Raw genomic sequence first — 22,474 nt, forward strand, 5'->3', positions numbered from 1 at the left:
CATCGTGACCGCTGAGATGACCGGCATCGGCGTCAGCCCGGGCGCCGCGTACGCACCGGTGGCCCGGCTCGCACCCGTGCCCGCCCCGCCCGCCGACACCGGGCCCGAGCCCGACCCTGCCGCCGCGCTCGCCAGGGCCAAGACCGCCCTCGAAGCGGTCGCCGCCGACCTCGACGACCGCGCCGAAGCCGCCAGCGGGACCACCGCCGACATCCTCGACGCCCAGTCGATGATGCCCCGCGACCCCGCGCTGGCCGACCAGATCGAGAAGGCGCTCGCGGGCGGCCGCTCGACCCCGCACGCCGTCATCGAGGCCTACGGGTTCTTCCGGTCCGCGCTCGAAGCCGCCGGGGGCTACCTCGCCGAACGCGCCGCCGACCTCGACGACCTGCGCGACCGCACGATCGCCGTGCTGCTCGGCCGGCCCATGCCGGGACTGCCCGACCCCGGGCATCCGTTCGTGCTGGTGGCCAAGGACCTCGCACCCGCCGACACCGCCGCGCTCGACCCGGCGAAAGTCGTCGCGATCGTCACCGAGCAGGGCGGGCCCACCAGCCACACCGCGATCCTCGCCAAGTCGATGGGGCTGCCCGCGGTCGTCGCCTGCCCGGCCGCCGCCGCTCTGGCGGACGGCACCGAGGTCCTGGTCGACGGCGGCACGGGCCTGATCGTGCCCGATCCCGAACCGGGAAGGGTTCGCCGCGTCCTCGACGCCGAGGCGCGGCGGAACGCGGCGCTCGAAGCGAGCCGCGGCCCGGGCCGCACCGCCGACGGGTACGCCGTGCAGCTCCTGGTGAACCTCGGCTCCCAGGCCGACCTCGCGGCCGCCGCCGCGGTCGACAGCGAAGGCGTGGGCCTGTTCCGCACCGAGTTCCTGTTCCTCGACCGCGAGACCGCACCCACTGTGGACGAGCAGGTCGAGGCGTACGGGCAGGTGTTCGCGGCCTTCTCCGGCAGGAAGGTCGTCGTGCGCACCCTCGACGCCGGAGCGGACAAGCCGCTCGCGTTCGTCGACCACGGCGACGAGCCCAACCCGGCGCTCGGCGTGCGCGGCATCCGATTGGCCCGCACCGACGCCGGATCCTCCCTACTGGACGACCAGCTCACCGCGATCGCCGCCGCCGCGGCGAAGCACTCGGCGGAAGTGTGGGTCATGGCCCCGATGGTCGCGACCCCCGGCGAGGCCGCCGCGTTCGCCGACCGGTGCCGCGCCCGCGGACTGCCCACGGCGGGCACCATGATCGAGGTCCCGGCCGCGGCGCTGCGCGCCTCACGGGTGCTCGACGGCTGCGACTTCGCGAGCCTGGGCACCAACGACCTCGGCCAGTACACGCTCGCCGCCGACCGCATGAACGGCGCGCTCGCCGAACTCCTCGACCCCTGGCAGCCCGCCCTGCTCGACCTGGTGAGCCTCGCCGCCGAGGCCGGGCGCGAGGCGGAGAAACCGGTCGGGGTGTGCGGCGAGGCCGCGAGCGATCCGCTGCTGGCATGCGTCCTCGTCGGCCTCGGCGTCACGAGCCTGTCGATGGCGCCGGGCGCCGTCGCGGCCGTCCGCGCCGAACTGTCCACGCGCACGCTCGCCGACTGCGCGGGCATGGCGGCCCGGGCGCTGCACTCGGACGACGCGGCGGAGGCCCGCCGGGCGGTCGCCGCCTATTGACCACCCGGGTGCCACGTGACGCGTGATGTACTACCCGCCCCGGGGCTGCGGGCGGCGACTCGTGCCGCCACGGCCGACGTGCCCGGGAGCGCGGCCGGTTCGGGCGATACCGGACCCTTCAACTAACCCATTTACAAAGGCGGCGTTCGCGCCGTACCATGCATTCATGAAGTCCACCTCGCGCGACATCCGCCTCCGCAACTGCTTCGCAGTGCTCCGGCACCTGATCGCGGACGCCCCCACCTCCCGCCAGATCCTCGCCCGCGAGACCGACCTCAGCGTCGCCACCGTCTCCAACCTGGTGACCGACCTGATCGAACTCGGCGTCGTCATCGAAGTGGGCCGCGAGGACTCCGGCGGCGGCAGGCCCCGCGCCCTGCTCGCGCCCAACGCGGGAGGCGGCGTCATGATCGGCGTCGACGTCGCCGAAACCTACGTCTACCTCGAGGTCTACGACCTCACCCTGGCCGTCGTCGACCGCGTCGAAGAACGCATGGAGCCCAGCGAGAACGCCCCCGAACAGGTCATCGGCCACATCGCCTCCGCCATGGACCAGGTCCGCGAACGCCTCGGCGACCGCGCCGTCCTCGGCCTCGGCGTCAGCCTCCCCGGCCAGGTAGACGTCACCTGGGGCGTCTCCGGCTTCGCCCCCAACTGGAACTGGCACGACGTCCCCTTCCGCAAACTCCTCGACGACCGCCTCCAACTCGGCGTCCCCATCTACCTCGACAACCCCCTCAAGACCATCACCGTCGGCGAACTCTGGTTCGGCGAAGGCCGCGGCGTCGACCGCCTCGCCGTCCTCATCCTCGGCACCGGCGTCGGCGCCGGACTCGCCTTCGGCGGCCAGCTCTACCGCGGCGCCACCAACTCGGCAGGGGAGTGGGGCCACACCACCATCAACCCCGCCGGACCCCAATGCCGCTGCGGCGCAAAAGGATGCATCGAGGCCTACATCGGCGCGCCGGCCATCCTCTGGCACTGGGGCCAACTCGACGGCCGCGCCAAGGCCGGATCCCAGACCGAGGCCATGGCCGCGCTCGCCGCCGCCTGGGAAGCCGGCGAACCCACCGCCGTCCGCACTGTCGAGACCGTCGCCGAATACCTCGCCGCCGGCGTCGCGAACCTCCTCAACCTCTTCAACCCCGACCTCGTCGTCCTCGACGGCTGGGTCACCAGCGCCCTCGGCGACGCCCTCATCCCCGAATTCGAACGCCGCCTCCCCGACCACGCCATGGAGGCCCCGCTCAAAGCCGCCCGCCTCAAACGCAACGGCCAGGACCGCAACATGGTCGCCCTCGGCGCCGCCGCACTGGCCCTCGAAGGACACCTGAACCGCCTGAACACGGTGGGCTCCCGCAGCCGCCGCTGAACCCCGCCGCCTCGCGGCACCGCCGCCCCGGCGGTCGCACACGCCCCAGTCGTCCCTCCCGGCTGGGGCCGTTCGTGTTGTGCGCTGGGGAAACTCGCGCACCTCCTGCGGTGATCGCTCCCACCGGTTTCGAGCGCAAATCGTTATCCGAGCCCTTACTCCAACCCATTGACAAAGTGAGTGGCGCTCGCAACACTGGAGGCGAATCGACGGACGTCGAATCTCCGCTGCGACGTCGACCAGACACGGGGTCGCACGGGGAGCCCTTCCGACCTCTCAACGTAGCGAGGAGCTCGTCATGGTTGCCTTCAAGCGCAACGACCCTTCCCAGCAAACGCTCGCCAAACTGGCGATGAACCGCCGCCGCATGCTCGCCCTCGGCGGCCTCGCCGCCGGGGCCGGAGCGCTCAGCGCGTGCGGCGGCAACACCGGCCGCGGCTCCAGCGAGGGCGTCAACCTCTCGCAGTGGTACCACCAGTACGGCGAGGCCGGCACGCAGCAGGCCGCCGAGAAGTACGCCGCCGCGTACAAGGACGCCACGGTCACCATCAACTGGATCCCCGGCGACTACGACACCGCACTCTCCTCGGGCCTCCTTGCCGAGAAGGAGGGCGACTACCCGGACGTCTTCGAAGGCCACCTCAACCGCGCCATGGTCGAGAGCGGCCAGATCGTCCCGCTCGACGACATCCTCGCCGACGTCCTCGACGACTACACTCCCGACGACCTGGCGCGCAACACCATCGACGGCAAGCTCTACGGCGTCCGCATGATCGACGACCCGCAGTTCCTCTACTACCGGCCGTCCCTGCTGGAGGCCCAGGGCATCACGCCCCCCGCCACCTTCGAAGAGCTCATGTCCGCCGCCGCCGCGCTCACCACCGGCGACGTCAAGGGCCTCTTCCTCGGCAACGACGACTCGGCCACCAAGCTGTTCCAGCCGATCGTCTTCTCCGCCGGCGAGACCCTGCTGACCGACGCCAACGAGATCGGCTTCACCAAGGAGACCGTCCTCGCCGGGGCACTGCAGGTCAAGGAGCTCCACGACTCCTCCTCGCTGCTCGTCGGCGCCCCGACCGAGGCCTGGGACCCGTCCTCGATCATCCAGAACCTCTGTGCGATCCAGTGGTGCGGCCTCTGGGCGCTCCCGCAGATCATCGAGGCCCACGGCGACGACATCAACGTGATCCCCTTCCCCGCCTTCGGCGGCGGCACGCCGACCGTCTTCAACGGCGGCTGGGACACCTTCGTCAACGCCAAGTCCGCGAACGTCGAAGAGGCGAAGGCCTTCGTCAAGTGGCTCTGGATCGACAACGAGGAGTTCATCCTCGACTGGAACCTCTCCTACGGCTTCCACATCCCGCCCCGCCTCTCGATGCGCGGCAGCGCCGAGCAGCTCCAGTCCGGCCCCGCCGCCGAGGCCGTCCGCATCTCCGAGGAGTTCGGCTGGGCCGAGAACCCGAACTGGACTCCCAAGATGGAGACCGCGGTCGACGACATGATGAACCACATCGTCCTCGAAGGAGCCGACCCCGACGCCGAGTTCGACGCCGCCGCCGCCACCATCCAGGGCGAACTCGACTCGATCTTCGGCTAGGGGAGTGCGACACGTGGCAGTCTCCGCAGAGGCCGCCCCGGACGCGAAGGCGGGCACCGGGGAGCACGCTCCCCGGGCCCGCCGGGGCGCCCGCTGGCGGACCTCCCTCACCTTCTGGTGCTTCGTCGCACCGTTCCTGATCGGCCTCTTGGTCTTCACGGTCATCCCGGTCGTCTGGAGCGCCTACCTGTCGTTCTTCGACGCGACCAACACCGTGAGCCCCACGCCGGAGGACTTCGTCGGGTTCGGCAACTACACCGCGATGCTGACCGACCCGGCCTTCCAGGACAGCCTCATCACCTTCTCGGTGTTCGCGGCGTTCATCGTGCCGGTCACCTTCGCGTGCTCACTCGGCCTGGCGCTCATGCTCAACCGGGTGCGCCTCATGCGCGCCTTCTTCCGCTCGGTGTTCTTCCTGCCGTTCGCCTGCTCCTATGTGGTCGCGGCACTGGTGTGGAAGATGTCGATCTTCAACGGCGTACGCTACGGCCTGGCGAACACCGTCCTCGACCTCTTCGGCGTCGACGAGATCGCCTGGCTCTTCCGGCCCGACCCGCCGTGGTTCTGGCTCGTCATCGTCTCGCTGCGGCTGTGGATCCAGGTCGGCTTCTACATGATCCTGTTCATCGCCGCCCTCCAGCAGATCCCCCAGCACCTCTACGAAGCCGCCTATGTGGACGGTGCGAAGCCCGGCCGGCAGACCTTCTGGCACATCACGCTGCCGCAGCTGCGCGCCACCTCCGTGGCGGTGCTGATGCTCATCCTCATCGCCGCTTACCAGGCGTTCGACGAGTTCCTGCTCCTGGTGGGCACCATGCCGTCGGCGAGGCCGCCGCTCGTCTACCTCTACCAGACCTCGCTGGGCATGCAGCAGGAGCTGGGCACCGGCTCGGCGGGCGCGCTCATCCTGGCGCTCCTGATCGCGCTCGTGACCCTCCTGCAGGGCAAGTTCCTCGGCTTCGGCAACTCGGAAGAGCGGTGAGCCATGACCATTGAGATCAAGCGCAAGTCCCCGGCCGGCCGCAGGCGCGGACCCGGCACCAGGGGCGGGGGCGCGGTCAACTTCCTCGGGCTCAGCGTCCTGTCGGTCCTGTTCCTCATCCCGTTCTATCTGATCCTGCGCAACGCCCTGTCGACGGACGCCGAGATCACGGCGCCCGGCTGGATGTGGTTCCCCGTCGCGCCCGCCTGGGAGAACATCGAGAAGCTGTTCACCGACCCGTCGGTGCCGATGGCCCGCGCGCTGCTCAACTCGGCGCTGGTGGCGACCCTGACCACGGTGGGCACGCTGTTCCTCTGCGCCACCGCCGGTTACGGTCTCGCCCGCATTCCGTACCGGCACGCGAACAAGGTCTTCTACCTGGTGCTGGCGACCCTCATGATCCCCGGCGCAATCACGTTCATTCCGAGCTTCGTGATGGTCTCGAGTCTCGGCTGGATCTCCGATCTGCGCGGCCTGGTGATCCCTACGCTCTTCAACGGGTTCGTGGCCTTCCTGTGCCGCCAGTACTTCCTGAGCTTCCCCAAGGAGCTCGAGGAGGCCGCGCGGGTCGACGGGCTCGGCTACTGGGGCGCGTTCTGGCGCATCGTGATCCCCAACTCGGGGAACTTCCTCGCCGCGATCGCCGTCATCACCTTCGTGGGTTCGTGGAACTCCTTCCTGTGGCCCTTGGTGATCGGGCGCTCCCCGGACTCGTGGACGGTGCAGGTGGCACTGTCGACGTTCCTGACGGCCCAGACGGTGAGCCTTTCGCAGCTGTTCCTGGCGGCGCTCGTCGCCATGCTGCCGCTGCTGTTCGTCTTCCTGTTCCTGCAGCGGTTCCTGGTGCAGGGCGTGGCGCAAACCGGTCTTAAGGGGTGAACACAAGGGACTCCCTGTTCCCATAGCGGACCGATGCGGATGCTAATGTGAGCTGCACTTCGGTCAGCGAGCCCAACCGGCTGCGGGTGAACACCCCGCAGCCGTGCGCTTTGACCACGCCCGTCCCCCCTTTGCACAAGGAGTCATCCCCAGTGGAAGAACTGAAGATCCGGTCCCCCTTCGGCGTGTGGATCCTCACCCTCGTCAGCTTCGGCATCTACGGCCTGTTCTGGTACGCCAAGACCGCCACCCAGATCAAGGCCGTCAACCCGAACAACCCGGGCAACGTCAGCGGCTCCAGCCTCGTGGTGTGGATGCTGTTCGGCTTCATCACCCTGTACATCGTGCCGATCATCAACTGGTTCAAGCTCTGCGCCTCCATCAAGGCCGAGCAGCAGGCCGCCGGTCTGGCCCCCACCTTCAACACCGGCGTGGCCACCCTCCTGTGCTTCGTCGCCGGAACCAACCTCTGCTACATCCAGGCCCAGCAGAACCTGGTCGTGAACGCCGTCAAGGCCCGCCAGGGCGTCCCCGCCTAAGACGCCCCTCGTCGTTGCACACGCGGAGGCGAAGCCCCCGGCTGCTGATCGCGGCCGGGGGCTTCGTGCTGCGTGACGCGTGATATGCCACTGCGCGGCACAGGCGGCGTCCTAGCAGCCGGGGACCGGCTAACCTTGCCGCTGTGGATCTGACCGAATTCGTGCCCGTCGTCCCCGACTTCCCCGAGCCGGGGGTCGGCTTCCGCGACATCACGCCGCTGCTCGCCGACCCGGGCGCCTTCCGCTCCTCGGTCGACCGGCTCCTCGAGGCCTGCGCGGCCCACCCGTACGACGCGATCGCCGCGTTCGACGCCCGGGGCTTCCTCTGGGCCGCCCCGCTCGCCGACCGCACCGGCACCCCGCTCATCCCCATCCGCAAGGCCGGCAAGCTCCCGCGCGCCGCCGCGGTCGAGACCTACCGCGGCGAGTACGCCGAAGTCCGAGTCGAGATGCACGCCGACGCCGTCCGCGAAGGCGACCGGATCCTCCTGGTCGACGACGTCATCGCCACCGGCGAGTCCATGGCCGCCGGCGTGCGCCTGGTCGAGGGCCTCGGCGGCACCGTCGCCGCCTGCGCCGCCCTCCTGGAGATCGCCTCCCTCTCGGGCCGCGACCGCCTCGACGGCTACCCGGTGATCTCGCTCCTGGGCAAGCTCTAAGCCCGCCAAGCGAATCCGAGGCACATTCGCACACTACCGATGTCGTACCCACCTGTCAGGGTGGATCCGGGGGTCCGCGACACGGGTAATACGTGACATGTCACATCGCAGTCACGCGGTGCGCCCCCTCGGCGCGACACCACCACCGGGCCGAAGCAGACCAATGGCGCGTGACCGGTGATATGTCACGCGCCATCGCCCTTTGCGGGAAGACCGTTCAGCCGACGAGCTTCGCGAGGTTCGCCGGGTCGGCCAGTGCCGAGCCCATGCCGATGACCGAGGCCCCGGCTTTGATGTAGGTGTCGATCTCGTCGGGGCCGACGCCGCCGGTGGCCACGAACTTCATGTCCGGGAACGGGCCGTGCATCGCCTTGAACCAGTCCGGTCCGAGTGTCGAGGCCGGGAAGACCTTCACCCAGGTGCAGCCGAGGTCGCGAGCGAGGCCGACTTCGCTGGCGGTGGCCACGCCCGGCAGGTGCGGCAGTCCGGCCGCGTGGGAGGCCTCGAGCACCGCCGGGTTCAGGCCCGGCGCGATCGTGTAGGCCGCGCCCGCGGCGGCCGCGCGCTCCACGTGCCCCGCGGAGACCACGGTTCCGGCGCCCACGGCGCGCCCGCTCGGGCCCGCGGCCTTCACCGCGGCGGCCAGCGCCGCTTCTTGGCCGGGCTTGCCGATGGGGACTTCGACCAGGTCGAAACCGGCGTCCCACACCCGCTCCGAGAGCTCCACGGTCTCCTCGGCGGGCAGGCCCCGCCAGATCGCCATGACGCGCTGCCCGGCGAAGAGGCGGTCGAAGAATTCGCCTTGGTCAAAGGTCACTGGTCCTCCAGGATGGCTCGGACGGTCTCGGGTGGCGGCGGGGGCGCGAGGTCCCCGACGGTCTGGAGGGCGCCGGCGGCGAGCCGGTGGCCCAGCCGCATCGATGCCTCGAGTGAGGCGTCGTGCAAGTGGCCGTAGAGGAATCCGGCGGCGAACGCGTCGCCGGCGCCGACCGGTTCGACCACGTCGACCGGTTCGGCGGGGGAGTAGGCGCTCTTGCCGCCTTCGAACGCGGTGACGCCGTTGCCGCCGTCCTTGACGACGAGGGCGCCGGTGCCGGGCAGGAGTTCCCGGACGTCGTCGGCGGTCGCCACGCCCCACAGGGTCTGGGCCTCGTCGAGGCCGACGAAGGCGATGTCGGCCGCGTCGGCGAGGCGTCGCAGGGCCGGCCCGGCCTCGCCCACGGGCCACAGCGCGGGCCGGTAGTTGACGTCGAAGCTCACCAGTGCCGGGTCCAGGGCCCGCTCGATGACGAGCTCGTCGATGAGGGCGGCGCACGTGTCGGAGAGGACCGGGGTGATGCCGGAGAGGTGCAGGAGGCGCGGGGCCGCGGTCCCGTCGAGGTGCCCGGGGCTCATGGTGGAGGCGGCCGAGCCGCGCCGGTAGTAGTGGACGCGGGTGCCCTCGGGTCCGGGGTCTTTGAAGTACACGCCGGTGGGCCGGCCGGGGTCGGTCTGGACGTGGCCGCAGTCGACGCCGGCCTCGCCGAGGACGTCGAGGATGCGCTGCCCGAGCGGGTCGTCGCCGACCTTGCCGCACCAGGCGGCGTGCGCGCCGAGCCGTGCGAGGGCGACGGCGACGTTCGATTCGGCCCCGGCGACGCCCATGTGGAGGTCGACGGCGCCGCGGAGGGGTTCGGCGGCGGCGGGGGCGAGGACGATCATCGATTCGCCCAGGCACAGGACGTCCATGTGGCTCCGTTCGTGTCCGCGCTCGCGCGTGTGTGGGGTCGGCAAGAGGTGGCTTCAGCCTACCGACTGGAAAACGCATACACAAAGCGGCGGTCGCCGCTCGCCCGGGACGGCGTGGCTCGGGTTCCCGGTTCGGCGCCCCCGCCCGCGTAGACTGTGTGACACAGGCCTCTCACCTTGGAGCCGGACATGACCGACCTGCGTCTGGTGAAGCTCTTCGCGTGGACCATCGGCGTGCTCATCCTGCTGTGGATGCTCACCGAGTGCTTGGGGGGCGCGGACGAGACCGACCCCGGACCTCAGGATCTCAACCGCGACACGCAGCAGTACGCGGCCGACTGCGAGCGCGCCTGGCAGGCGCTCGACCTGGCGGTCCAGGCCGATGACGACAACGTGGACAGCATCGTCGACCAGCTCGACACGCTGGGCACCGAGATCGAGGACCCGAACCTCAAGGCGCTCACGGCGGACTTCGGGCAGCAGGCCCAGGAGATGGTCGCCGACGCGCAGTCCCAGGACGCCGAGGCCCTCGAGGACGCCCAGGCGGCGTTCCGGGACGACGCCGCGCTCGATCTCGCGATGCGCTGCCCGCTGCGGTGAACATGCCCGCAAGCTGGACACAGGTATTGACAGTGTTCGAAATTATCGCTAACTTCTACACGTTCGAACATCCTTCTGCCGGAAGGAAGTTCAGTGAGCCTCAATGTGGAGGGACGCGGCACGGCGCGCGAGCGCCCGGACCGCCTGCGCCTCCGCGCGGACTTTGCTCTGGGGTTGACGGGGCGGGACCGCCCGAAGGCGCCCGGGCCGCGTGATCGCGGCCCAGGCGGCGACGGGCGGTCCCGCCCCGTTCCGTTCGCGGCTGGGGCTTACCTCCGGTGGCACGCCCCGATAGGCCGGCCCGCGCCAGTGCAAGCGTTCGTCTGCATTCGCACACCCTCGAGTACGCACGTGGCCGACGAGCTGCGGTTTCGCATGATTCCAGGCGCCCGTCGCGGACCGCGCGTTTGGGTTCGGGGCCGCGCTTGTGGCAAAATGGCACGTCTGCCGTTGACCCGTAGGAGCCTCGTTGCCACCCAGCGAATTGCACGCCACCTTCCTGCCCGACCACGCCTCCCCGGCCGACGGGCGGCTGCTCTTCTTCGGCGGCGCGCACCCCGAGGCCGCGGTGGCCGAGCTCGGGCTACCGCCGGGGGACCCGGTGGACGCCGAGCTGTACCTCGACGGCGAGCTCCGCGAGATGGAGGGCGTGGCCATGCCGGTGCGGCCGGTCCTGCCCGCGCTCACCCGGATCGCCTCCCGCCCGGACATCACCGAGTCGGTCGCGATCTGGGCGCGCATCGCGAACGCGGTCGACGACGACAAGTTCGACGACCTCGACCGCATCGCCGGCGAACTGCCCGCCGAAGGCCACTCCGTGCCGCACTCCGAGGGGCACGTGTGGACCGCGAAGGCGCTCGTGGGCGCGTTCGTCGAGTCGTTCACCGAGCTGCTGCGCTCCGACTCCGGACTGAACCTGCGCCTCATCACCGCCCAGCACTCCGACCCCGGCGAGGTCCGCGTCAACGCCGACCTGCGCAAGTACCAGGCCCACGGCATCGCCTGGCTGGAGGCCGCGGCCGAAGGCGGCGCGGGCGTCATCCTCGCCGACGACATGGGCCTCGGCAAGACCCTCCAGTCGATCGGGCTGCTCGTGCGCCGCGCCGGGAACGCCCCGCACCTCGTGGTCTGCCCGACCTCGCTGGTCGGCAACTGGCAGCGGGAGATCGCCCGATTCGCGTCCCAGCTCAGCGTCCACCTGCACCACGGCCCGGCCCGCACCAAGGACCGCGCGCCGCTGACCGAGGCCGACGTCATCGTCACCTCGTACTCGATCGCGTTGCGCGACATCAAACTCCTGCGCCAGATCGCGTTCGACACGATCGTCATCGACGAGGCCCAGGCCATCAAGAACCACCGCTCGCGCACGGCCGGAGCCGTCCGCGACCTCACCGGGCGCGTCCGGGTCGCCCTCACCGGTACCCCGGTCGAGAACCACCTGTCCGAGCTGTGGTCGATCTCCGAGTTCGTCAACCCCGGGCTCCTCGGCGGCCAGACCGACTTCAAACGCCGCTTCGCCGACCCCATCGAGATCGGCCGCGACCCCGTCTCGGCCGCCACCCTCCGCGCCCGCATCGACCCGGTCGTGCTGCGCCGCATGAAGGAAGACGTGGCCGCCGACCTGCCGCCGAAGATCGAGGCGGTCGTCGCCTGCACCATGACCGACGAGCAGGCCGGGCTCTACAAGGAGGCCATCCGCGAGGCCTTCGACGAGGGCCTCGGCGACGGCATCACCCGCCGCGGCCGCGTCCTCAAACTCCTGACGCGGCTCAAGCAGATCTGCAACCACCCCGCCCAGTACGTCGGCGAAGGCGACGGCGGACTCGCCGAGCGCTCAGGGAAGCTCGACCGGGTCACCGAGATGCTCGCCGAAGTCGTCGACGAGGGCGACAAGACCCTCATCTTCACCCAGTACCGGCAGATGGGGGAGCTGCTCTCGCGCCACCTCCACGCCGAACTCGGCGTCGCCGCGCCGTTCCTGCACGGCGGGCTCGACCAGCCCGCCCGCGACCGGCTCGTGGACGAGTTCCAGACCGGCGAGGGACCGGCGATCCTGCTCGTGTCCCTCCGCGCCGGCGGCACCGGCCTCAACCTCACCGGCGCCTCGCACGTCGTCCACTACGACCGCTGGTGGAACCCGGCCGTCGAAGACCAGGCCACCGACCGGGCGCACCGCATCGGGCAGACCCAGACCGTCTACGTCCACAAGCTCGTCACCGCCGGGTCGCTCGAGGAACGGGTCGACGAGCTCCTCGCGCGCAAGCGGGCCATCGCCGACGCCGTGGTCGGCAACGGCGAGGACTGGCTGGGCGACCTCGACGACTCCCAGCTGCGCAAACTCATCGAACTCGACGCCGACGGAGGCCACCTGTGAGCGACCCCTACGGCCGGACCTGGTGGGGCCGCAAATGGTGGCGGGCCCTGGAGACCATCGGCCTGAACTATCCCGACCAGCGGATCGTCAGAGGGCGCGCCCTGGCCGGGCAGGGCGCCGTCAGCGGCATGTCGATCGACCCGGGCAAGGTCTCGGGCCGCGTCACGGACGGCGGCCGCGCCTTCGACACCGAGATCAGGATCCCCGTCTACAACGCGTCAGCGTGGGCCGCGGGGATGACCGCGCTGTCCCTGTCGCCCTCGTGCGTGGCCGGGCTGCTCGCCGGGCGCCTGCCCAAGCGGATCGACGACGTCCTCGCCGAGACCGGGATGCGCCTGCTGCCCAAGAAATTCGTCACCGAGGAACACAACCGCATCACCGCGAGCTGCCCCTGCTCCGACAGCCGCGAAGTATGCGCCCACATCATGGCGCTCGCCCTGGTCAGCGCGGCGAAGATGGACGACGACCCGTGGCTGGTCCTGCTCCTGCGCGGCGGCCCCACCCGCGACCTCGCCGGGCGCCTGCGCGCCGCCAGGCTCGCCAGCATGGACGCCGCCCAGCCCGTCTGACCGCCTCCATCGACGATGAGGACGCCGAAGCCGGGCCGCGATCGCGGCCCGGCTTCGTATTCGATTCGCGCGGATCAGCCCTTGGCAGGCCGGATCCGATCAGTGATCCAAGCGTCGAGCCGGCCGAGATCGGCGCAGGCCGCGACCTCGGCGCGACGTTGGTCGCCCACCTCGCCGTCCGCCTCCAGCATCCGAAGCAAGGTGGCGCGGGCGTGTCGGACAGCGCCTTCGCCACGGCCCTCTTCACGGCCCCTGGCCAGGAGCTCCTCGGTGTACTCCGAGTGGTAGCGACGGGCTTCGGTCTTCATGAGTGCCTCCAGCAAGCTCGCAGGCTCCTTGGCCAAAGTGGTGAGCAGGAATGTCGCGTAGCCGGCCGCTCGTCCAGGCTCGATGGTGCCGAGCCAGCGGTCGAGCGTCGAGACGAACAGTTCGGTCGGAATGGTCTTGGGCTGCCGGCGCATGACCGCCGCGGCGACGGCCGCCGCCGCGTTCGGCGGGGCCTCGTCGGAGCCGAGATCCGGCATGTTCGCGGGGCCGACCGTCGCGACCGCGAGGATGCTGTCCGGACCGGTGCTGATCCCGCGGCGGAACCTCCTGGCGAGCGCGTCGGTACGGCACAGCATGAGCGGTACGACCGGGATGCGGTGGTCCTCGAAGGCGCGCGCCACGTAACCGGGCAGCCGGTGGTACTCGTCTTCGCTCCACTCGTGCTGCACCACGCAGACGACCAGCGACTCCGACCCGTCCGCGAACCCGAGACGAACGACGGCGTCCGCCCCGCGCTCGGTCGGCCCCGGCGAGCCGACCGCGCCCGAGCGCGTCTCCGCCAGGACCCATCTCGCGCCGCGCGGTCCGCCCGCGAGCGCCAGCATCCACGGCACCGACGCCGGCTCGTCCTGGATCAGCTTCACGAGGATCTCGTGGAACTCTCCTGGCATTGATTCCTCTTTCCAAATCGGGGATCACCCGAAAGAACGAGGAACGAACCGGACGGACACGGCCCTGTCGGAAACCTGACAGTCTGGGAGAGAAGGGGACTGCCCCGACCAGCGGCGGCGCCGCAGACTCAGGCCAACGTCACCGACAAACCGGAACCGTTGGGCGACACCGCCACCGAGAGCATGTCCGCGACCCTCGGCAGACCGTCGGCCGCCTCACCCTTGTAATCGCCCACCACCACCGTGGCCGCACCCGCGGCCCTCGCCGAGGCCAGACCCGCAGGAGCGTCCTCGAACACCACCGCCTCCGTCGCATCGAACCCGAGCGCCTTCGCCGCCAGCATGTACGGCTGCGGATGCGGCTTGCCCTTCGTCACGTCATCGGCCGCCACCAGGATCTTCGGCAGCGGAATGCCCACCGCCGCCAGCCGCCGCACCGTCAGCGCACGCGTCGCCGACGTCACCACCGCCCACCGGTCCCGGTCCAGACCGCGCAGCAGCGCCGCCGCCCCCGGAATCTCACTGATCCCGTCCGTGCGGTCGATCTCCTCCGCCTCGATCCGGTCGGTCTCCGCCACCACGTCCACGCCGTGCGGCGCGAACTCCGCGACCACCTCGATCGTGGGCCTCCCGTGCGCCACCGCCAGAATCGCCGAAGCCTCCAAGCCGTGCCGGTCGGCGAACCGCCCCCACGCCCGCTCCACCGACGCCGTCGAATCGACCAGCGTCCCGTCCATGTCGAACAGCAGCACCGAAGCCGTCAGCACCGAATCGCCCATGCGTACCCTCCTCGAGTCCAATGGACCGTCACGCTACCAACGGAACATGACGGCCACGCTAACTCTCACGAAGGATTCGAACATCGCACCGTGAGCCTGAGCCCCGCACCGCACCGATAACGGTTGCGCCGAACCGGACGACCACCTAGCGTCGACACCGTGCCAGCACTGATCCTCCCCACTGAGCGCCTTGGACTCTCCTTCGCCGAGGCCGTCCGAGAATTCCTCGCCGAAGGCCGCGGCGGACCCGACGACCGCACCCTCCTCGGCGACCTCATCCGCGAAGCCGGACACCCCGACGACACCGACCAGTGGATCGCACGCGTCCTCGACTTCGAACACCGGCTCACCACCGACCCGCCCGCGAACTTCGTCCCCGCCACCACCTACTGGTGGACCGACGACGACATGTACCTCGGACGCATCAACCTCCGCCACCGCCTCAACGCCTCCCTCAGCGAGACCGGCGGCCACATCGGCTACGACATCCGCCCCACCGCCCGCAGGCAGGGCCACGCCACCGCCATGCTCGCCGCCGTCCTGCCGCACGCCGCCGCCATCGGCATCGACAAGGCCCTCCTCACCTGCGGCGTCCAGAACATCGCCTCCCGCAAGGTCATCGAAGCCAACGGCGGGGTACTCGAAGACGAACGCGGCGGCAGACTCCGCTACCGAGTGCCCACCGCGCCATAGCCGCCACGCAAACAGACACCGGTTGGGGGAACAAGGTGGAACTCAAACGCGTCGACTACGACCGCACGCAGCACGCCGGATACGCGAAGGGCCGCAGACTCCTTCCCACGAGCCGCCGCACCTGGCTCCGGGCCTTCCGCGAGCACGCAGGGGACCGGCGCATCGGCACCGTCCTCGACGTCGGCTCCGGCACCGGGCGCTTCACACCCGCGCTGGCCGACGAGTTCAGTGCCGACGTGATCGGCATCGAGCCCTCGGCGCGGATGCGGGAGGTCGCCCACATCGAGTCCTCGCACCCGCTCGTCTCGTACGTGCCCGGCCATGCCGCGGACCTGCCGGTCGCCGACGCGAGCGCCGACCTGGCGCTGATGTTCCTCGTCTGGCACCACGTGCCCGACCGGCCCGCCGCGGCGCGGGAACTGGCGCGCGTCCTCGCGCCGGGCGCGCGGCTGCTCATGGCGACCACGCTCTCGGACCGACTCAAGGAGCTGCTGCTCTACCGGTACTTCCCGCGGACGCGCGACATCGACGCGGCGGTGTTCCCGACGCTGGAGGAGACCGTCGACGTGTTCGCCGAGGCCGGGTTCGCGCACTCGGGACTCACCGAGGTCCACCACCGCTCGGCCGACAGCCTGAGCGAGTACGCCGGGCGGCAGCGGATGCGGGCGCTGTCGGTCTACGAGCACCTGACCGACGAGGAGTACCGGGAAGGGCTCGCGGCGCTGGAAGCCGACGCGGTCGCGGAGACCTCGCCTCGCGCGGTCGAATCCGAATGCGACCTGCTCGTGTTCACTCGACGGTGAACGGCCGCAATGGTTCCCGCGGTTGCGATGGCACATGACATGTGACATGCCGCTGAGGAGCGGCGGGGACGACACCGAGATCGGCGATGGTGCATGGCATGTGCCATATCATCGCGGCCCCGCTGAGGCCGCCTCACCGACCGCGTGCCATGGCATATGACATGCCACTGACTGGCCACCCGGGCCTCAGTTGCCGTCCGGGGCGACGAGACCGGTGTTGTAGGCGAAGATGACCGCCTGCACTCGGTCCCGGGCGCCGATCTTGGCGAGGATGCGGCCCACATGGGTCTTCACCGTCGACTCGGCGAGATGGAACCGCTCCGCGATCTCGGTGTTGTTCCAGCCCCGTCCGATCGCCGTCAGCACCTCCTTCTCCCGCTCGGTCAGGACCCCGAGCCGCTCGGCCGCCGCCGAGGTGTCGCCCTCGCCCTCGACCGGGAACTGGTCGGCGAAGCGGTCGAGCAGCCGCCGCGTCAGCTTCGGCGCGACCACCGCGTCACCTGCGGCCACTACACGGATCCCCGCCAGCAGCTCCTCCGGCTGGGCGTCCTTGACCAGGAACCCGCTCGCGCCGGCCCGCAGCGCCGCGTACGCGTACTCGTCGAGGTCGAACGTGGTCAGCACCAGCACCCGGCTGCGGCCGCCCGCGGCGATGATCCGGCGCGTCGCCTCGATCCCGTCCACGCCAGGCATGCGCACGTCCATGAGCACCACGTCAGGGCCCAGCTCAGTCGCGCGCCGCACCGCGTCCGCCCCGTTGCCGGCCTCCCCGAGCACCACGAGATCCGGCTGGCTCTCCACCAGCATCCGGAATCCCATGCGCTGCAAGGGATGGTCGTCCACGATCAGCAACGTGGTCACCGGTGCTCCTCTCCGTCCCCGGGCAGCCACAAGGCGACCCGCCAGCCCCCGAGCGCCTCCGGCCCGGCGACCATCGTGCCGCCGAACGCCGCCGCCCGCTCCGACAAGCCTGCCAGACCACGGGCGGTACCGGCCTCGTCCACCCGGTTCCCGCTGTTGCGCACCGTGACGGAAAGACCCGAGCCCCGGTACTCGATCGTCACCTCGGCCCGCTTCACGCCCTTCGCGTGCTTCAACACGTTCGTCAGCGACTCCTGCACCGTCCGGTACACCGCCAGCTGCTGGTTCTCCGACAGCGCCAGCGGCTCGCCCGTCACAGTCACCGTCACCGGCAGCCCCGCCTCCCGGACCCGCTCGATCAACGCATCCAGATCGGACAGTCCCGGCTGCGGCGCCAGCTCCAGCTCCCCGTTCTCCTCCGCCTTGAGCACCGACAGGACCCGGCGCAGCTCGCCCAGCGCCTCCCGGCTCGTGCGCCCGATCGCCTCGAGCGCCTCCTTCGCCTTCTCCGGCGAAGCGGTCGCGGCGTACGCGCCGCCGTCCGCGAGCGCGTTGATCACCGCCAGGTTGTGCCCGATGATGTCGTGCATCTCCCGCGCGATCCGGTTGCGCTCCGCCGTGACCGCCTGATGCGCGGCCTGGTCGCGCTCCGCGTGCTGGAACTCCCGGCGGGTGCGCATCAGCATCCCGATCGTCACGACGAACCCGAAGTAGATCGCCCCAGGCGCGAAGTACCCCAGGAAACCGAGCACCGAATGACCCTCATTGACCAGCCAGTCGATCAACGAGGGCACCAGCGAGACCAGGCCCGCCCACCACAGCAGCTTGAGCGGGCGCCGCACCACCAGGTTGTAGAGCACGAACGTGAACGCCACCGCCCCCGCCGCGTTCACGAACCCCGCGTTCTCATCGCTCGTGTACCCGAGCGGGATCGTGATCGCCAGCGGCGCGCACTGGCTCAGCAGCACCGTGAACGGGTACCGCCGCCGCCAGATCGTCGGCACCAGGAACATCGCCACCAGCACGAGCTGCAGCAGCGGACGCTCCGGCTCGAGCTCTTCAGCCGCGGCGAACACCATCGCCATGGCGGCGGGGAACGAGTACAGGAAGATCGGGAACAGATTCCAAAGCAGCGGATGCCGGGAGTCGAACTCCAGCATCCGCTGCCACATCCCGCGCTTGCGGGTAACGGTCACGGCCTCGGCCACGAGTACATGCTCACACGTCGCGACGCTTGAGCAGCACGCCCGCCAGGCCATACGTGACGACCAGCCAGATGCCCATCCACAACCACGACTCGCCCACCGACAGGTTCGCCCCGCCCGGGTCGACCATCAACAGCGTGTTGGACACGTTGCCCGGCGCGTACGGCGTCACATCGGCGACCCAGTTCCACGGCAGCAGCGTCGCCAACTGCGGCAGGATCATGATCACGCCGATGTAGAACCCGATCGAACCGGCCGAGTTGCGCAGGATCGAACCGATCCCGAGCGCCAGCAGCGCCAGGTACACGATCATCGCCGTGTACCCCAGCAGCGCCCGGAGCACCCCGTCGCCGGCCAGCGACACGCCGCCCAGATCCGTGCCCGAGAAGATCGCCTGCGTCATGAAGAACGTCAGGAACACCATGACGCCGAACAGGACCGCGACCACGGCCCCGTACACGGCGGCCTTCGCCCACAGCACCGAGACGCGCCTCGGCGCGGCCGACATGGTCGAGCGGATCGACCCGGTCGTGTACTCACCCGTGACCGTGAGGATGCCCAGCACCGCCACGAACACCGAAGCGAGTGAAATCCCCGCCATCGAGAAATCGAGCGCCGCACCCGCGCCGCCCGACGCCTGGTCGCTCGGCACACTGGACGCGATGAGCGCACCCAGGCCGGCGCTGAACACGACCGCGCACAGCAGCACGATCCAGGTCGAACGCAGCGACCACAGCTTCGTCCACTCCGAACGCAGCAATCCCGCCGCGCTGAGCTTGTAGTTCGCCGGCGGCGTGTAGGCCGCGGGACGGTCGGTCATCACGGCGGCGGTCATCGGTTCGCCCCTTCACTGGTCTGGCGGTACTCGACCGCGTCGGCGGTCAACTGCATGAACGCGTCCTCAAGGGACCCGCGGTCGGTGCGCAGCTCGTGCAGCACGAGGCTGTGCGCGGCCGCGGCCTGGCCGACGACGGCGGCCTCGGTCCCCGTCACCTCCAGGACCCCGCGCTCCGGACTCGCGACGGAGATCCCGGGCCCGGCCAGATGCTCGGCCAGGCGCGCCGCGTCGGGCGAGACCACCCGCACGCGCGACCGCCCGTTGCCGGACACGAAATCGTCCACCGTGGTATCGGCCAGGAGCCGGCCCTGCCCGATCACGACCAGGTGCTCGGCCGTCTGCGCCAGCTCGCTCATGAGGTGCGAGGACAGGAACACCGTCCGGCCCTCGGCTGCAAGGCCCTTGAGCAGCAGGCGGATCCACTTCACACCGTCCGGGTCGAGACCGTTCACCGGCTCGTCCAGGATCAGCACTGCCGGGTCGCCGAGGAGCGCCACGGCGATGCCCAGGCGCTGGCCCATGCCGAGGCTGAAGCCGCCGACGCGCTTGCCGGCGACCTCGTGCAGGCCGACGAGGTCGATGACCTCGGTGACGCGGCGTTTCGGGATGCCGTGGGTGCGGGCGAGGGCCAGGAGGTGCTTGTAGGCGCTGCGCCCGGCGTGAACGGACTTGGCCTCGAGCAGCGCGCCGACCTCGGTGAGGGGCGAGCGGAATTCGGAGTAGTGCTTCCCGTTGACCCGGGCGAGGCCGCTGGTGGGAGCGTCGAGGCCCACGATGGCGCGCATCGTGGTGGACTTCCCGGCGCCGTTGGGGCCGAGGAAGCCGGTGACGACGCCGGGTTTGACGGCGAACGACAGATCATCCACGGCGGTCTTCTTGCCGTAGCGCTTCGTCAAGTGCTCGATCTCGATCATGCACCGAACGCTACGGCGCGCCGAAGGGCGCTTCATCGGTTCGAGGAGCGAACTTCAGGGACACGAGTGGTACCCGAGTACTACGACTTCAGGTCAGGGCGGGGCGGGCGCGCCATCACCGGGAATCCGACAAGTGCCGCGTGACATGTCATATATCACCCGTATGGCGAACCCCCGGAAATACCCTGACACAGGGGTACGACAGTGATGGGGGAAGGACATCGGTTCCGGCCGTTCGGGCCGGTCCGTCATTTCGCCTCGGAGTAGCTGTCGACCACCTTGGGCCGCAGCGGAATGCGAACCGGAAGGTCACCGAAGAGGGTTCTCGTGGCGGCGTCGGCGGCCTGTTCGATGACCGAGCCGACGGTCGCGGCGTGCTCGGCCGGGCAGTGGACCACGACCTCGTCGTGCAGGAAGAACACGAGCTCGCCGAGTCCGCGCTCGTGGAGTTCACGCCGCAGCAGGGCCAGCAGGACCAGGGCCCACTCGGCCGCGGTGCCCTGCACGATGAAGTTCCGGGTGAAGCGTCCGCGGCCGGTCGCGGCCCGCGTGCCGTCCTCGGAGTTGAGGGTCTGCCACCAGCGCTCGCCCGGGGCCGGAACGGTCCGGCCGAGCCAGGTGCGGACCAGTCCGCCCTTCTCGCCGGTGCGCGCGGCCGACTCGACCCGGTGGAACGCGGCCGGGAACCGGTCGCGCATGAGCTGCACCAGCTGCGCCGCGTCCCCGGCCGTACCGCCGTACATCGCGGAGATGAGCGCGATCTTGGCCTTCGACCGCTCGCCGCCCAGTCGCGGCGCCAGCTCGGTGTACAGGTCGTCGGCGGCCGTGGCGGCGATCATCGCCTGGTCCCCGCTGATGGCCGCGAGCAGCCGCGGCTCGAGCTGCGCGGCGTCGGCCGCGACGAGCTTCCAGCCCGGCTCGGCCCGGATCGCCTCCCGCACGGCGTGGGGGAGCTGGAGGGCCCCGCCGCCGTCAGTGCCCCAGCGGCCCGTGTCGGCCCCGCCCACCATGTAGACGGGCCGGAACCGGCCTCGGTCGGCGAGCCCCGGATCGGCATCGGCCCCCGGCGCTCCCGTCGCGGAGACCCAGGCGTCCGCCCAGTTCCAGCCGAACGCCGACCACACCCGCGCGTGCTCGCGGTAGACCTTGAGCGCCTCGACGGCAGGGTGGTCGACGGAGGACAGCTCCCACGAGTGCGTGTTCTTCACATCGAGCCCGGCCGCGTGGAAGGCGGCGAGGACCTGCTTCGTCGAATCGGGATTGAGCTGGTGCCCGAACGCGTCGACCACCTTGTCCGCCAGCGCCTGGAGCTTCCTGGGCCGCATGCCCTTGGTGGGGCGCGGCCCGAGCAGGTCGCGCAGGAGGCGGTCGTGCACGCCGCGGTCGAAGGGGACCCCGGTGCGGCTCATCTCGGCGGCCACCAGAGCGCCGGCGGATTCGGCCGCGAGCAGCGTGCTCAGGCCCGGAATGGCGGCTGCCGCGGCGCGGCGGCGCTGGTCGAGCCAGGTCGCCTGCAGGCGGACGAGGAGGGCCGGGCCGTCCACGGGTTCGGGCTCGCGCTCGAAGAGCGTCCCGGCGTCGGGGTCGGACTCCGCGGTGACGGCGGGCGGCTCGCGGCCTTCGACGCGGGAGAGGATGCGTTCGGCCAGCCGAAGGTCGCGGCAGCGGTCGAGTCGGGCCCCGGCGTTCAGCAGCGGCGGGTAGTCGTGCGCGGCGTCGGCGAGGACCCATCGCGGCGCTTCAGGGTGGCGGTGGCCGAAGTCGGAGCGGGCGGACTCGGTCCCCCCGGTGCGGCGACCGCCGGAGAGTTCGCGAGCTGCGGTGTCCGTGCGAGCGGCGATGGCACCGCCAGTGGCGGTGTCGCCTGAGGCGGGGTTGCGCCGCGCATCGGCCTCGATCGCGGTCACCGCGGCGGCCAGGTCGTGGTGGTACGTGACGGCGCCGCCGGGCAGGGGCATCGTCCACCCTTCCCCGCCGCGACCGTGCACGAGTGCGACCTCCATGGCTCAAGTGCACCATGTGCCACCGACATCCCGACCCATCCGGCGCCGCAAGGCGCATTCCGGGGCAGGCGAACCGCCTCCCGGTGAGGCGAGCCATGAATGCGCCTCGCTTCCCTGCGCCTCCGGTCCGTGTCGTGCCCGCATGTCAGGGTCGTACCGGGCCCGCAGATCGCGTAGTACGTAATATGTCACATGGCATTGCAGGTCAGGGCCGGAACTGGCGGCCGTGAGACGACTGTAGACATACTTTCGCGTCTTCCCGGGTAACCAGGCGCCATGGCACTGATTCTGTGGATCCTCGCGGTCCTTCTCGTCATTTACGGCATCTTCATGATCTTCCGGGGCCAGGTGCTCCTGGGGATCGTGGTGATCATCGTCGGCCTCCTGGTCGGCCCCGGCGGGGTGAGCGTCTTCACCTGACCGGGCTGCGGGCGGCGGTGGCACCCGGCATGCGGCCGCCGCTGCGCAGCGCGCCCGGATG

22 protein-coding genes are annotated in these 22,474 nt (G+C 70.5%); 13 read left to right on the top strand and 9 right to left on the bottom strand.

The features are described from left to right. Positions 1-4 precede the first annotated feature (4 nt). From ptsP to O1R50_RS10605, 7 genes are all read left to right on the top strand, one after another. The gene (gene ptsP, locus O1R50_RS10575; RefSeq protein ID WP_270109984.1) at positions 5-1,660 is read left to right on the top strand and encodes a phosphoenolpyruvate--protein phosphotransferase; all 1,656 of its coding nucleotides are present in this window, start codon (positions 5-7) and stop codon (positions 1,658-1,660) included. A gap of 166 nt (positions 1,661-1,826) precedes the next feature. Then, complete coding sequence (locus tag O1R50_RS10580) at positions 1,827-3,032, top strand: ROK family transcriptional regulator (RefSeq protein ID WP_270109985.1); 1,206 nt, start codon at positions 1,827-1,829, stop codon at positions 3,030-3,032. A gap of 298 nt (positions 3,033-3,330) precedes the next feature. Then, the gene (locus O1R50_RS10585) at positions 3,331-4,629 is read left to right on the top strand and encodes an ABC transporter substrate-binding protein (RefSeq protein ID WP_270109986.1); all 1,299 of its coding nucleotides are present in this window, start codon (positions 3,331-3,333) and stop codon (positions 4,627-4,629) included. 13 nt (positions 4,630-4,642) lie between these two features. After that, on the top strand, positions 4,643-5,611 hold the full coding sequence (locus tag O1R50_RS10590) for a carbohydrate ABC transporter permease (RefSeq protein WP_270109987.1): 969 nt from the start codon (positions 4,643-4,645) through the stop codon (positions 5,609-5,611). 3 nt (positions 5,612-5,614) lie between these two features. Beyond that, positions 5,615-6,490 (top strand): carbohydrate ABC transporter permease, encoded by an 876-nt coding sequence (locus O1R50_RS10595; protein ID WP_270109988.1) that lies wholly within the window; start codon positions 5,615-5,617, stop codon positions 6,488-6,490. Between the two features lie 152 nt (positions 6,491-6,642). Continuing rightward, positions 6,643-7,029: a DUF4234 domain-containing protein gene (locus O1R50_RS10600; RefSeq protein ID WP_270109989.1), complete on the top strand. Its 387-nt coding sequence runs from the start codon at positions 6,643-6,645 to the stop codon at positions 7,027-7,029. 143 nt (positions 7,030-7,172) lie between these two features. Beyond that, the gene (locus tag O1R50_RS10605; RefSeq protein WP_270109990.1) at positions 7,173-7,688 is read left to right on the top strand and encodes an adenine phosphoribosyltransferase; all 516 of its coding nucleotides are present in this window, start codon (positions 7,173-7,175) and stop codon (positions 7,686-7,688) included. Positions 7,689-7,905: 217 nt separating this feature from the next. Here the strand turns inward: O1R50_RS10605 and O1R50_RS10610 are convergent, their stop codons facing one another. Together O1R50_RS10610 and O1R50_RS10615 are read right to left on the bottom strand one after the other, a co-directional pair. After that, positions 7,906-8,505 (bottom strand): bifunctional 4-hydroxy-2-oxoglutarate aldolase/2-dehydro-3-deoxy-phosphogluconate aldolase, encoded by a 600-nt coding sequence (locus O1R50_RS10610; RefSeq protein WP_270109991.1) that lies wholly within the window; start codon positions 8,503-8,505, stop codon positions 7,906-7,908. After that, a complete protein-coding gene (locus O1R50_RS10615; RefSeq protein WP_270109992.1) occupies positions 8,502-9,416 on the bottom strand; it encodes a sugar kinase in 915 nt (304 codons plus the stop codon). Before O1R50_RS10615 ends, O1R50_RS10610 begins: the two co-directional genes overlap by 4 nt. Positions 9,417-9,605: 189 nt before the next feature. Here O1R50_RS10615 and O1R50_RS10620 point away from each other — a divergent pair, with 189 nt between their 5' ends. The 3 genes from O1R50_RS10620 to O1R50_RS10630 all read left to right on the top strand — a co-directional run bounded on the left by O1R50_RS10620 (position 9,606) and on the right by O1R50_RS10630 (position 12,959). Then, entirely contained in the window at positions 9,606-10,016 is a 411-nt protein-coding gene (locus tag O1R50_RS10620; RefSeq protein ID WP_270109993.1) for a hypothetical protein, read from the top strand. A 469-nt stretch (positions 10,017-10,485) separates the two neighbouring features. Further along, complete coding sequence (locus tag O1R50_RS10625) at positions 10,486-12,390, top strand: DEAD/DEAH box helicase (RefSeq protein ID WP_270109994.1); 1,905 nt, start codon at positions 10,486-10,488, stop codon at positions 12,388-12,390. Then, a complete protein-coding gene (locus tag O1R50_RS10630; protein ID WP_270109995.1) occupies positions 12,387-12,959 on the top strand; it encodes an SWIM zinc finger family protein in 573 nt (190 codons plus the stop codon). The genes O1R50_RS10625 and O1R50_RS10630 overlap by 4 nt, the downstream gene beginning before the upstream one ends. 74 nt (positions 12,960-13,033) lie before the next feature. Here O1R50_RS10630 and O1R50_RS10635 read toward each other — a convergent pair whose 3' ends face one another. Together O1R50_RS10635 and O1R50_RS10640 are read right to left on the bottom strand one after the other, a co-directional pair. Beyond that, complete coding sequence (locus O1R50_RS10635; RefSeq protein ID WP_270109996.1) at positions 13,034-13,897, bottom strand: hypothetical protein; 864 nt, start codon at positions 13,895-13,897, stop codon at positions 13,034-13,036. Between the two features lie 128 nt (positions 13,898-14,025). Beyond that, positions 14,026-14,676, bottom strand: coding sequence for an HAD-IA family hydrolase (locus O1R50_RS10640; protein ID WP_270109997.1), 651 nt, complete (start codon positions 14,674-14,676; stop codon positions 14,026-14,028). Between the two features lie 159 nt (positions 14,677-14,835). On the opposite strand from O1R50_RS10640, the gene O1R50_RS10645 reads away from it, so the two are divergent. Together O1R50_RS10645 and O1R50_RS10650 are read left to right on the top strand one after the other, a co-directional pair. Next, positions 14,836-15,369: a GNAT family N-acetyltransferase gene (locus tag O1R50_RS10645; protein WP_270109998.1), complete on the top strand. Its 534-nt coding sequence runs from the start codon at positions 14,836-14,838 to the stop codon at positions 15,367-15,369. A 35-nt stretch (positions 15,370-15,404) separates the two neighbouring features. Continuing rightward, complete coding sequence (locus O1R50_RS10650; protein WP_270109999.1) at positions 15,405-16,172, top strand: class I SAM-dependent methyltransferase; 768 nt, start codon at positions 15,405-15,407, stop codon at positions 16,170-16,172. Positions 16,173-16,358: 186 nt separating this feature from the next. On the opposite strand, the gene O1R50_RS10655 is transcribed toward O1R50_RS10650, so the two are convergent. The 5 genes from O1R50_RS10655 to O1R50_RS10675 form a co-directional block, all read right to left on the bottom strand. Next, complete coding sequence (locus O1R50_RS10655) at positions 16,359-17,033, bottom strand: response regulator (RefSeq protein ID WP_270110000.1); 675 nt, start codon at positions 17,031-17,033, stop codon at positions 16,359-16,361. Further along, the gene (locus tag O1R50_RS10660) at positions 17,030-18,241 is read right to left on the bottom strand and encodes a sensor histidine kinase (protein ID WP_270110001.1); all 1,212 of its coding nucleotides are present in this window, start codon (positions 18,239-18,241) and stop codon (positions 17,030-17,032) included. The genes O1R50_RS10655 and O1R50_RS10660 overlap by 4 nt, the downstream gene beginning before the upstream one ends. 10 nt (positions 18,242-18,251) lie before the next feature. Then, the gene (locus O1R50_RS10665) at positions 18,252-19,073 is read right to left on the bottom strand and encodes an ABC transporter permease subunit (RefSeq protein ID WP_270110002.1); all 822 of its coding nucleotides are present in this window, start codon (positions 19,071-19,073) and stop codon (positions 18,252-18,254) included. Further along, on the bottom strand, positions 19,070-19,990 hold the full coding sequence (locus tag O1R50_RS10670; RefSeq protein WP_270110003.1) for an ABC transporter ATP-binding protein: 921 nt from the start codon (positions 19,988-19,990) through the stop codon (positions 19,070-19,072). The genes O1R50_RS10665 and O1R50_RS10670 overlap by 4 nt, the downstream gene beginning before the upstream one ends. A 248-nt stretch (positions 19,991-20,238) precedes the next feature. After that, complete coding sequence (locus tag O1R50_RS10675) at positions 20,239-21,993, bottom strand: bifunctional 3'-5' exonuclease/DNA polymerase (protein WP_270110004.1); 1,755 nt, start codon at positions 21,991-21,993, stop codon at positions 20,239-20,241. 276 nt (positions 21,994-22,269) lie between these two features. Here O1R50_RS10675 and O1R50_RS10680 point away from each other — a divergent pair, with 276 nt between their 5' ends. Then, on the top strand, positions 22,270-22,413 hold the full coding sequence (locus tag O1R50_RS10680) for a GPGG-motif small membrane protein (protein WP_270110005.1): 144 nt from the start codon (positions 22,270-22,272) through the stop codon (positions 22,411-22,413). The last annotated feature ends 61 nt before the right edge of the window (positions 22,414-22,474 follow it).

It is taken from the genome of Glycomyces luteolus (assembly GCF_027622875.1).
GTDB classification, from domain to species: domain Bacteria; phylum Actinomycetota; class Actinomycetes; order Mycobacteriales; family Micromonosporaceae; genus Glycomyces; species Glycomyces luteolus.